13 protein-coding genes are annotated in these 10,973 nt (G+C 64.6%); 6 read left to right on the top strand and 7 right to left on the bottom strand.

Going from position 1 to position 10,973, the window contains the following annotated elements; translation table 11 throughout:
- Window positions 1-597: cell division protein FtsX (locus WCZ84_RS12490; RefSeq protein ID WP_372686605.1), on the bottom strand; the 597-nt coding region annotated here is incomplete at its 3' end.
- On the bottom strand, window positions 594-1,265 hold the full coding sequence (locus tag WCZ84_RS12485) for a cell division ATP-binding protein FtsE (protein ID WP_372686604.1): 672 nt from the start codon (window positions 1,263-1,265) through the stop codon (window positions 594-596). The genes WCZ84_RS12490 and WCZ84_RS12485, both read right to left, overlap by 4 nt.
- A gap of 158 nt (window positions 1,266-1,423) precedes the next feature.
- Here WCZ84_RS12485 and WCZ84_RS12480 point away from each other — a divergent pair, with 158 nt between their 5' ends.
- Genes WCZ84_RS12480 through WCZ84_RS12465 form a run of 4 tightly spaced genes read left to right on the top strand, consistent with a single transcriptional unit; the run spans window position 1,424 to window position 5,208 of the window.
- Window positions 1,424-2,623 (top strand): amino acid ABC transporter permease, encoded by a 1,200-nt coding sequence (locus WCZ84_RS12480; RefSeq protein WP_372686603.1) that lies wholly within the window; start codon window positions 1,424-1,426, stop codon window positions 2,621-2,623.
- 3 nt (window positions 2,624-2,626) lie between these two features.
- Window positions 2,627-3,715: an amino acid ABC transporter permease gene (locus WCZ84_RS12475; RefSeq protein WP_372686602.1), complete on the top strand. Its 1,089-nt coding sequence runs from the start codon at window positions 2,627-2,629 to the stop codon at window positions 3,713-3,715.
- 42 nt (window positions 3,716-3,757) lie between these two features.
- The gene (locus tag WCZ84_RS12470; RefSeq protein WP_372686601.1) at window positions 3,758-4,498 is read left to right on the top strand and encodes an amino acid ABC transporter ATP-binding protein; all 741 of its coding nucleotides are present in this window, start codon (window positions 3,758-3,760) and stop codon (window positions 4,496-4,498) included.
- Between the two features lie 50 nt (window positions 4,499-4,548).
- Window positions 4,549-5,208, top strand: a complete 660-nt coding sequence (locus tag WCZ84_RS12465) for an OmpA family protein (RefSeq protein WP_372686600.1) — start codon at window positions 4,549-4,551, stop codon at window positions 5,206-5,208.
- A gap of 29 nt (window positions 5,209-5,237) precedes the next feature.
- On the opposite strand, the gene WCZ84_RS12460 is transcribed toward WCZ84_RS12465, so the two are convergent.
- On the bottom strand, window positions 5,238-5,609 hold the full coding sequence (locus WCZ84_RS12460; RefSeq protein WP_372686599.1) for a helix-turn-helix domain-containing protein: 372 nt from the start codon (window positions 5,607-5,609) through the stop codon (window positions 5,238-5,240).
- A 122-nt stretch (window positions 5,610-5,731) separates the two neighbouring features.
- Between WCZ84_RS12460 and WCZ84_RS12455 the strand changes: the two genes are divergently transcribed.
- Window positions 5,732-6,403 carry a hypothetical protein gene (locus WCZ84_RS12455; RefSeq protein WP_372686598.1) on the top strand — a complete coding sequence of 224 codons (672 nt, stop codon included), beginning with the start codon at window positions 5,732-5,734 and terminating at the stop codon, window positions 6,401-6,403.
- Window positions 6,404-6,483: 80 nt separating this feature from the next.
- On the opposite strand, the gene WCZ84_RS12450 is transcribed toward WCZ84_RS12455, so the two are convergent.
- Window positions 6,484-7,737 (bottom strand): D-amino acid dehydrogenase, encoded by a 1,254-nt coding sequence (locus WCZ84_RS12450; RefSeq protein ID WP_372686607.1) that lies wholly within the window; start codon window positions 7,735-7,737, stop codon window positions 6,484-6,486.
- Window positions 7,738-7,942: 205 nt separating this feature from the next.
- Here WCZ84_RS12450 and WCZ84_RS12445 point away from each other — a divergent pair, with 205 nt between their 5' ends.
- A complete protein-coding gene (locus WCZ84_RS12445; protein ID WP_372686597.1) occupies window positions 7,943-8,431 on the top strand; it encodes an Lrp/AsnC ligand binding domain-containing protein in 489 nt (162 codons plus the stop codon).
- On the opposite strand, the gene proB is transcribed toward WCZ84_RS12445, so the two are convergent.
- The 3 genes from proB to WCZ84_RS12430 all read right to left on the bottom strand — a co-directional run.
- On the bottom strand, window positions 8,412-9,587 hold the full coding sequence (gene proB, locus WCZ84_RS12440; protein WP_372686596.1) for a glutamate 5-kinase: 1,176 nt from the start codon (window positions 9,585-9,587) through the stop codon (window positions 8,412-8,414). The genes WCZ84_RS12445 and proB overlap by 20 nt on opposite strands.
- Window positions 9,584-10,669, bottom strand: coding sequence for a GTPase ObgE (gene obgE, locus WCZ84_RS12435; protein ID WP_372686595.1), 1,086 nt, complete (start codon window positions 10,667-10,669; stop codon window positions 9,584-9,586). Before obgE ends, proB begins: the two co-directional genes overlap by 4 nt.
- A 128-nt stretch (window positions 10,670-10,797) precedes the next feature.
- Window positions 10,798-10,973: 50S ribosomal protein L27 (locus WCZ84_RS12430; RefSeq protein WP_372686606.1), on the bottom strand; the 176-nt coding region annotated here is incomplete at its 5' end.

Here is a 10,973-nt window from a genome sequence, read left to right as displayed (position 1 = left end):
CCGTACCGTGTTGAAGACCGTGGCCAGGACGACGACGAGCACGGCGCCGGACAGCAGGGTCAGGCCCGTGCGCAGCAAGGCCAGCAAGGATTCGAGCCGGCGCACCCAGTCGCTGTCCAGCTGGACGCGATCCACGCCGGGCCACTGCTGCCAGGCTTGCATCAGCGCACTTGCCACGCGGGTCGGGGCGTCGGTGTCCTTGAGCGTCACGATCAACGTATCCGGCAGGGGGTTGGCCGGCAGCGCATCGAAGGCCTGCGCCCAGGTTGGATCGGCCCGCAGCTGATCCATGGCCTGGGTGGCGGAGATCAGGCGCACCTGGGCGACCTGTTCGGCCGCTTCGGTGCGGATCCGTGTCTGCAGGGCCTGCTGGGCCTCGGCGTCCAGCCCCGGGGTCAGGAACAGGGTGAGTTCGGGCGTGACCGCGAGCTGGCGGATCAGCGGCTGCGCCGACTGCAGGGCCGCCGCCCCGAGCAGCGGCACCACCAGCATCAGGGCGATCACCAGGATGTTGGCCAGTGAAGACAGGCCATGCCCGAACAGGCGGCGCACGGCCACCCGCAGGGCGTAGCGATGATGACGCAGCCAGCGCTTCATGCGGGCACCCCGGGCAGGTCGGTGAAGCGCCCGGCTTCGATATGCAAGGTGCGGCGCGCATAACCAGCCATGAGCGGCGCATCGTGCGAAGCGATCAGGGTGGTGACGCCCACTTGGTTGAAATCCCGGAATACGTCCATGATGCGCAATGCACTGGCGGCATCCAGGTTGGCCGTGGGTTCGTCGGCGATGAGGATCGCCGGGCGGCCCACGATGGCCCGTGCAATGGCCAGCCGCTGCTGTTCGCCGCCGGACAGCTCGATGGGCCAGTAGTCTTCCTTGCCGCGCAAGCCTACCTTGTCCATGGCGGCCCGGGCCCGGGTGACGGCGGTGCGGGAATCGAGCCCCAGTACGGCCAGCGGCAGCAGGACGTTGTCGATCACGCGCCGGTCGAAGAGCAGATGGGTATCCTGCAGGATCAGGCCCACCGTGCGCCGCAGGTAGGGCAGGGTGCGGGCATTCAGGCGATCCATGCGGTGGTGGTTGACGGTGATGGTTCCCCGGCTGGCGGGTTCCAGCCCCGCCACCAGCTTGAGCAGCGTGGACTTGCCCGCCCCCGATGGCCCCGAAATAAAAAGGAATTCGCCGGCTTCAGTGCTGAAATTGACGTCGGCCAGAATGTTCCTGCCGCGGCCATAGGACTTGAAAACGTGTTGAAATTCGATCATCGGCTTTGGGCTCGGCAGGGATATCCCGCATGTATCGGTTCGGCATGGACACGCTACGATCTGCTTCGGGCCACGCCCGTTCATCCGGATTGTATGACGTGTCCGGCTTTGGCCGGTACTGCGCATGATCCGGGAAACCCAAAAAAGATGACTCAAGCATGGTCACTTCCCGTTCAACTGCCCGATCCTCTCCGCCGGGCCGGGCGCGCCGCCGCTGGTCGTGGAACGATCCCGACACCCGCGCGCTGATCTATCAGATCCTGATCCTGGGCCTGGTGGCGCTGGGGGTATGGTATCTCACGTCGAATACGCTGCATAACCTGGCGGTACGCAACATCTCCACCGGTTTCGGTTTCCTGCACGAAGAGGCGGGGTTTGCCATCGGCGAGTCGATCATCGACTATTCGCCGGCCGACACATACGGTCGGGCCGTGCTGGTGGGGCTGGTGAACACGTTGCGGGTGTCCGTGGTGGGCATTGTCGTGGCGACGCTGTTCGGCACGCTGCTGGGCATCGGGCGTTTGTCCCGCAATTGGCTGATCTCGCATCTGGCAGGCCTGTACATCGAGGTCATGCGCAACATCCCGCTGCTGCTGCAGCTTTTCTTCTGGTATGCCCTGATCACCGAAATCATGCCCGGCCCGCGCCAGGCGCTCAACCCGCTGCCCGACGTGTTCATCTCCAACCGGGGCTTCAAGATCCCCTGGGTGCACGGCCATGCCATCGATTGGGTGCTCGGCGGCCTGGCCCTGGCGATCGTGCTCATCGTGGTGCTGGCGCACTGGGCGCGGCGCCGCCAAGAGGCCACCGGGAAGATCTTTCCGCTGGGCTGGTCGGCCCTGGGCCTGTTGATCGCGGTGCCCATGCTGGCGGCCTGGCTCAGCGGGGCGAGCTTCGAGCTCGACCGGCCCGAGCTCAAGGGGTTCAATTTCCAGGGCGGCCTGACCATGTCGCCCGAATTCACCGCTTTGCTGCTGGGCCTGGTGATCTACACCTCGGCCTTCGTGGGCGAGGTCGTGCGCTCCGGCATCCAGGCCGTCAGCCAGGGCCAATGGGAAGCGGCGTCCGCCCTGGGGCTGTCGCGCGCGCGCATCCTGCGCAAGGTGATCCTGCCCCAGGCCATGCGGGTCATCGTACCCCCCATGACCAGCCAGTACCTGAACCTCACCAAAAACAGCTCGCTGGCTGTCGCCATCGGCTACCCCGACATCGTGGCGGTCACCAACACCATCCTGAACCAGACCGGCCAGGCCATCGAAGGCATCATGATCATCATGGCGGCCTACCTGGTCGTCAGCCTGTCGATTTCGCTGTTCATGAACTGGTACAACAAGCACATCGAGCTGGTGGAGCGCTGAGACATGGCCCAACCCCTGCCTGATCGCCTGCCGCCCCGTTCCGACGCCGGGGTTCTGGGCTGGCTGCGCACACGGCTGTTCTCGAGCCCCCTCAACGCCGTGCTCAGCCTGCTGACCATCTGGGTCCTGCTGCTGGCCATCCCGGCGCTGGTCGAGTACCTGTTCGTGCAGCCCGACTTCGCCGCCACCACGCCCGAGCAATGCCGCGAGGCAGGGGGCTACTGCTGGGCGTTCGTGCGCGAAAAACATCGGCTCATTCTGTTCGGCGTCTATCCGTACGACGAGCAATGGCGCCCCCTGCTGGCTTCCGTGATCCTGGTGGCCGTGATCGCATGCAGCTGCATGCGCCGCTTCTGGCGCCCCTCGCTGGCACTGCTGTGGGTGGTGGGGCTGGTGGCGGTGGGCGTGCTCATGTGGGGGGGCGTCTTTGGGCTGACGTACGTCGAAAACAGCAAATGGGGCGGCCTGCCGCTGACGCTCATCCTGTCGACCTTCGGCATCGCCTTTGCCTTCCCCTTTGGCGTGGTGCTGGCGCTGGGCCGGCGTTCGCACATGCCCGGGGTCAAGGCGGTCTGCGTCATCTACATCGAACTCATCCGCGGCGTGCCGCTGGTGAGCCTGCTCTTCATGTCGTCGGTCATGCTGCCGCTGTTTCTGCCCGAGGGCTTTTCGATCGACAAGCTCTTGCGCGCGCAAATCGCCATCATCCTGTTTGCTGCGGCCTATGTGGCCGAGACCGTGCGCGGCGGGCTGCAGGCCATCCCCAAGGGGCAATACGAAGGGGCCGATTCAATCGGGCTGAGCTACTGGCAGCAAATGCGCAAGATCATCATGCCGCAGGCATTGAAGATCGTGATCCCGCCCCTGGTGGGGATCTTCATTTCGCTCTTCAAGGATACGTCGCTGGTCGTGATCATCGGGCTGTTCGACCTCACCATGGCGGCCAAGGTCGCGGTGTCGGATGCCGTCTGGCGCGGTTTCAGCACCGAATCCTATCTGTTCATCGCCGTGATCTACTTCATTTTCTGCTTTTCGATCTCGCGCTACAGCCTGGCGCTGGAGCGTCAGCTGGATCAGGGGCATCATCGTTAACCAGTGCGTGGGGCCCGGGCCCCACGCCGTGGAGTCTGCAGCATGTCGGAACCCATCATTCAGCTCAAGAAAGTCAACAAGTGGTATGGGCAGTTCCACGTCCTGAAAGACCTGGACCTCGACGTCGCGCCCAGCGAGCGCATCGTGATCTGCGGCCCTTCGGGTTCGGGGAAATCCACCATGATCCGCTGCATCAACCGGCTCGAAGAGCACCAGGAAGGGCAGATCATCGTCGATGGCACTGAACTCACCAATGATCTCAAGCAGATCGAAGCGATTCGCCGCGATGTCGGCATGGTATTCCAGCATTTCAACCTGTTCCCCCACATGACGGTGCTCGAAAACCTCACGCTGGGGCCGATCTGGGTGCTCAAGCACCCGCGTGCGCAAGCCGAGGCCACCGCCATGAAATACCTCGAGCGCGTGCGCATCCCGGACCAGGCCCGGAAATACCCGGGGCAGCTTTCAGGGGGGCAGCAGCAGCGCGTGGCCATTGCCCGCTCGCTGTGCATGAACCCGAAGATCATGCTGTTCGACGAGCCCACTTCGGCGCTGGATCCCGAAATGGTCAAAGAGGTCCTGGACGTGATGGTCGAACTGGCCGAGGAAACCGGCATGACCATGTTGTGTGTGACGCACGAGATGGGTTTCGCCCGCCAGGTGGCCAACCGCGTCATTTTCATGGACCACGGCGAAATCATCGAGCAAAACACGCCGGATGTCTTCTTCGACCATCCGAAAAACGAACGCACGCGCCTGTTCCTGAGCCAGATCCTGCACTGAGGCTTTTTTTGTTACGCTATGGCTTCCAACATGCAAGCAGGAGAATCCATATGAATGCAATGGTCACGCGACCCGTACGCTGGGCGCTGGTAGGCAGTCTGGTGTTGGCCTTGGGGGCGTGTGCCAACGTGTCGCCCAAGGGCCAAAATACCGCGATCGGTGCCGGCGCGGGTGCGGCCATCGGCGCGGGCCTGGGGGCCCTCATTGGTGATTCCAGCAAATCGGCCCTGATCGGCGCGGGCATCGGCTCGGCCGTGGGGGCGGTGGTCGGCTACAACTGGGACCGCATCCGCCAGGATGTCGAAGGCTCGGGGGCGGCCGATCTGGGTGTGGCCGTGACCGAAATGCCCGACGGCACTTTGCGTGTCAACATCCCCAGCAACGTATCGTTCGCCACCGGCAAATCCACCCTGCAGCCTGCGCTGCTGCCGGTGCTGGACAGCGTGGCACGCGCCATGAATCAGCATCCCGAACTGCGTGCCCGCGCGTTGGGCTACACCGACAGCACCGGCACCGATGCCATCAACCTGCCCTTGTCGCGTGACCGCGCCACTGCCGTCACCCAGTACCTGATCACGCAGGGTGTGTCGTCCGCGCGCCTGTCTGCCGAAGGCATGGGGGCGTCCAATCCCATCGGCAACAACGCCACGGTCGAAGGCCGCGCCCTGAACCGTCGGGTCGAGCTGTATCTGTACGCCGTCCAGCAATGATGGCTTGCCTGCCCGTCCAGGGCAGGCTTTTATTTCGGCATGCCTGGCAGTCTCGGCAGCAGGCTGTCGATCAAGGCCCGCAGCGTCTTTTCCACGGCAAGCCGGTCGTTTTCCGACAGCGCCATGATGTGCTCGGGCGGTATGGATGGGAACGGCCACGATTCGCCCATCGCCAGCCGTGATTGCCCGGCGGGGCGCATGTGCCCGGTGCCCCCGTCGAGCCAGTACAGGTCCACCTCTAGTTTGCGGGCGATGACCAGCAGTTTCTGGGTCGACTTGCGGCTGCCCCGTTCATAGCTGGATATCGCACTTTGCGACAGGCCGCAGGCATCTGCCAGCTGCTTCTGGGACAGGCCGCGCAGCTCGCGTGCGTATCGGAGTCGTTCGCCAAAGGTGTTCACAGTGCCATTGGACTAAAAACCAATGCCACAATGGTGTTATCGATATTACTTTCGTGATATAGTCGCGGCATTCACCCGATGCCTGAACCCATGGCCCGATCCACCCCAGCCCGCCCCGGTGCATGACGGTGCAGAACATTCTTGCCCTGTGTCCACCCGCCAGTGTGCATCATCCCCTGCTGGTGCAGGGGGCGGCACAGATCTGGCCGTGCGAGCAGGCGATGCCGGCCGATTGGCTGGCCAGGGCGGGCCACGCCGACGCCCTGCTGTTGTTGGCCGACGTCGTGTCCAACTGCCGCGTGGCCAGGCAGGTGGGCGCGGCTGGCATGGCCGTGCCGTTACTGGCGGCCATGCAGCATCGGCGCTTGGCCGAATACAAAGCACTGCTGCGCGTGGGGGTCGACCTCATTTTGCCGGCGGGCGCCGCGCCCGGCTGGCTGGCCGCTGCACTGGCTGCCCGTGTGGTCTTGCGTTCACGGCCGGCGGGGCACCTGAACGTGATCGACGGCTGGCGGCTCAGCGAAGATGGCTGGTGGCTCAGCCATGCGGGGCGCCATATGCGCCTGTCGGTCATCGAACGGGTGCTCGTGCAGGCCTTGTTCGATGCGCCCGGCCACGTGCTGCGGGCCGAGGCACTGCAGCAGGCGCTACACCAAGAGACCCAGGGGGCCCGGCTGCGGCTGGCCGGCCCGGCCAGCCTGCGGCATCAATTCAGCCGCTTGCGCGCCCGCCAGGCGCGTTTGGGTGCCCTGCCGATCGAAGCCCTGAGCCACACCGGCTATATATGGGCCTGACTATGGGCCTGACTATGGGCCTGACTATGGGCCTGACTATGGGCCTGACTATGGGCCTGACGATCGGCCTGCCGGCTGCCTCAGGCGCCGTAGCGGCTGAGATCCAGGTCTTCGTGGCGGATTTCGGTGGGTTTGCCAGACACGATGTCGGCGAGCAGACGCCCGCTGCCGCAGGCCATGGTCCACCCCAGGGTGCCGTGACCCGTGTTCAGGAACAGGTTAGGCAGGCGCGTGGCCCCCACGATGGGCGTGCTGTCCGGGGTCTTGGGCCGCAGGCCCGTCCAGAAGTGCAGGTCGCCTGCCTGGTAGCTGCCGGGAAACAGATCATTGAGCACCATTTCGAGGGTGCGTTCGCGCGCCGGCTTCAGGTGGGTGTCATAGCCTACGACTTCGGCCATGCCGCCCACCCGGATGCGCTCGTCGAAGCGCGTCAGGGCGATCTTGTAGGTTTCATCGAGGACCGTGGATACCGGTGCGCGTTGTGCGTCGGCAATCTGGGCCGTGATCGAATACCCTTTCATCGGGTAAACAGGGATGTCGAGTACGCCGCGCAACAGCAGGGGTGACCAGGATCCCATGGCGACCACGTACGCATCCGCCTGAACCAGACCGGAGACACATTGCACGCCGCTGACGGCTCCGCCGGCCACGTGCAGCGAGCGGATGGTTTCGCCCAGGCGAAACTGCACCCCCTGCTGGCGGGCGAGCTCGGCCAGGCGGTGGACGAACAGATTGCAGTCGCCGGTTTCGTCGTCGGGCGTGTGCAGGGCGCCGGCCAGCTTGTAGCTGACGTGCGCCAGGGCGGGTTCGACGCTGGCCAGCTGCTCGCGCGTGAGCAGCGCATTGGCCACACCGGCTTCGTTGAGGGCCAGGACGTCGCGCTGCGCCGCGTCGAGTTGTTTCTGCGTGCGGAACACTTGCAAAGTGCCCTGACAGCGCTGTTCGAATGCTATCCCGGTGTCGGCGCGCAGTGCATGCAGGCACTGCCGGCTGTAGGCCGACAGGCGCAGCATGCGTTCTTTGTTGACGGCATAGCGCTCGGGCGTGCAGTTGCGCCACATGTTGAACATCCAGCGCAGCTGAAACAGGCTGCCGTCCGGGCGTATGGCCAACGGCGCGTGCGGTTCGAACAGCCACTTGAATGCCTTGAGCGGGATACCCGGTGCCGCCCAGGGCGAAGAGTATCCGAACGACAGCTGCCCCGCGTTGGCGTGGCTGGTTTCTTCGGCGACGTCCTGCTCGCGATCCAGGACGGTGACTTCGTGACCCTGTTGTGCAAGATACCAGGCACTGGTGACACCCACGACCCCGGCACCCAATACCAGAACTTTCATCATGGCCTCCTATGTTATTTAATGATGATACGCAAAATCTATGGTTAATTTTTAATGAAAATTCTTGTTTTTCATTAAAAACACATGAAAATGCATGTGTTTGCTTGATGAAGCCCGCTACAATTGCTGTCAGGGCGGATTCTCTCGGGCCTGTTGGCCCGCCAGCATGTCGGATAGGGAGACCGGTACAACAAGGTACCACAGGATGCGTGTGCACAAGACTTCGAGCCAGGGCCTGGACAGGATCGACCGGCGTATCCTGGATCTGCTGCAGCAGAACGGCCGGCTGTCCATGACGGAACTGGCGGATACTGTCGGGTTGACGGTCACGCCATGCATCGAGCGGGTACGCCGTCTCGAACGCGAGCGCATCATTACCGGCTATCACGCCCGTGTGGCGCCCCAGGCACTGGACGCCGGCTTGCTGGTGTTCGTCGAAATCAGCATGTCGAGCAAGTCGGAGCGTACGTTCGAGGATTTCCGCCGCGAAATCCTGTGCATTCCGCAAGTTCTGGAATGTCACCTGGTTTCGGGCGACTTCGATTACATGGTCAAGGCCCGCATCAAAGAGATCAGCCAGTACCGCAACCTGCTGGGCAACATCCTGCTGCGTCTGCCCGGGGTGACCCAGACCAAAAGTTGCGTGGTCATGGAAGAAGTCAAAGAGACCCTGTTTATTCCGGCGCAGAAATAATCGTGCGTGGGCGCACCACGATCAGGTTGTCCCGGTGGATGAGCTCTGGATCGGACAGATGCCCCAGAATCCCGGCGATCCGCGCACTGGGCTGGCGCAGGATCCGGGCGGTCTCGGCAGAGGAATAATTGATCAATCCCCGGCCGCATTCCACCCCGTGCTCATCGACGCAGGCGACTACGTCGCCGCGCCCGAATTCTCCCTCGACGGCCATCACCCCGATCGGCAGCAGGCTGCGATGGCCCTGCGTGATGGCGCGTACGGCGCCGGCATCGAGGGTGACCCGGCCGCGCAGGCGCAAATGATTGGCCATCCAGCGCTGGCGGGCCGAGCGCAGGGGCAGCACCGCCCTGAGCTCGGTGCCGATGGGCTCGCCGGCCGCCAGGCGACGCAGGACGTCGGGCTCGCGCCCTGACGCAATAATGGTGTGCCCGCCACTATTGGCCGCGCGCCGGGCCGCCAATACCTTGGTGAGCATGCCGCCCGTGCCGATCGTGCTGCCCGAGCCGCCCGCCATGGCTTCGAGGGCCGGATCGCCCGCCTGGCCATGATGGATGAAGCGCGCTTGCGGATCCCGGCGTGGGTCGGCGCTGTAGAGGCCATCCTGGTCGGTCAGAATGATGAGCACGTGCGCCTCGATCAGGTTGGTGACCAGCGCACCCAGCGTGTCGTTGTCGCCCAGCCGGATATCGTCTGTGACCACCGTGTCATTTTCGTTGACGATCGGCACGACGCCCAGCGCCAGCAAGGTATTGAGGGTGCTGCGGGCGTTCAGATAACGGTGCCGGTCGGCCAGATCCTCGTGCGTGAGAAGAATCTGGGCGGTCCGGATGCCGTGTTGCGCAAAGGCCGCTTCATAGGCCTGCGCCAGGCCCATCTGGCCCACTGCGGCGGCGGCCTGGAGTTCGGGCATGGTTCGCGGACGGCGCGGCCAGCCCAGCCGCACCATGCCCTCGGCCACCGCCCCGCTGGACACCAGAACGATCTGCCGTTCGTCGGCGTGCAGGCTGGCAATCTGGGCCGCCCAGTGCCCGACCTCTTGGAGGTCCAGCCCCCGGCCCTCGTTGGTCACCAACGAGGAGCCCACCTTGATGACCAGGCGGCGCGCGTCGCGCGCGACTGAAACAGAAGCGTCTTTCGATGAAGGGGCTGTCATGGTGTGGCTGATGCGTCGGGATCATCCGGGAAGCGGGGGTCGGGCTCGGCGGGCTGCTCATCCTGGCGCTGCGTGTCCAGCCATGATTGCAGGGCCTGCATGAGCGCCCGGGTGCCTTGGCCGGTGAGGGCGGAAATGCCGAACACCGGCCCTTGCCAGCCCAGTTCACGGCAAATGCGTTGCTGCACGGCCAGCGGGTCGGCCACCATGTCGATCTTGTTCAGTACCAGCCAGCGGGGCTTGGCGGCGAGCTCGGCACTGTAGCGGGCCAGTTCCTGCGCGATCGCGTGCGCATCCTGCACGGCCTGGGCGCACGCGTCGACGTCTGGATCTGGCGAATGAACGTCGAGCAGATGCAGCAGCACCCTGCAGCGCCCAAGGTGGCGCAGGAACAAATGCCCCAGACCCACGCCTTCTGAAGCGCCCGGCACCAGCCCCGGGATGTCGGCGATCACGAAGCTGTGCTCGGGCGAGACCCGTACGACGCCGAGGTTGGGGTGCAGGGTGGTGAAGGGGTAGTCGGCGATCTTGGGCCGGGCGTTCGAGACCTGGGCGATGAGGGTGGACTTGCCTGCGTTGGGCATGCCCAGCAGGCCCACGTCGGCCAGCACCTTGAGTTCGAGGTGCAGGCGGCGTTGCTCGCCCTCCTGGCCCGGCGTGAATTGCCGCGGCGCCCGATTGGTGCTGGACTTGAAGCGCAGGTTGCCCAGCCCGCCTGCGCCGCCCGCCGCCAGGATGACCCGCGCGCCATGGTGATCGAGATCGCAGATGAGGGCGCCCGAATCCGCGTCGGTGATCACGGTGCCCACCGGCATGCGCAGGACGATGTCCGGGGCTCCGGCGCCGTATTGGTCTGAACCGCGCCCATGCTCGCCATTTTTTGCGCGATGCAGGCGTGCGTACCGATAATCGATGAGGGTGTTGATGTTGCGGTCGGCTTCGGCCACCACCGAGCCGCCGCGCCCGCCGTCGCCGCCATCGGGCCCCCCTTTGGGGATGAATTTTTCGCGCCGGAAACTGGCGACGCCATTGCCGCCCTTGCCGGCGATGACTTCGATGGTGGCTTCGTCTACAAATTTCATGCTGGGCTACCCCCGCAAAAGGAGATGGACTGCGGGCGTGGCTATCATTCTAAAGAAAAAAGCCCTGCCACGCGGCAGGGCCCTGGTGCCGATGCCTATGGACGGCACCCGCCGGGGGTGGCCGGCATTTAGCTGGCCGGATTGACCGATACCGTGCGCTTGTTCCGCGCGCCCTTGATGCCGAACTGTACCGTGCCGTCGACCAGCGAGAACAGGGTGTGGTCCTTGCCGATGCCGACGTTGACGCCCGGGTGGAATTGTGTGCCGCGCTGGCGCACGATGATACCGCCCGCCGAGATCTGCT

The organism is Castellaniella sp., from assembly GCF_041675725.1.
Taxonomy (GTDB): Bacteria; Pseudomonadota; Gammaproteobacteria; order Burkholderiales; family Burkholderiaceae_B; genus Castellaniella.
This window is presented reverse-complemented; position numbering and strand designations above follow the sequence as displayed.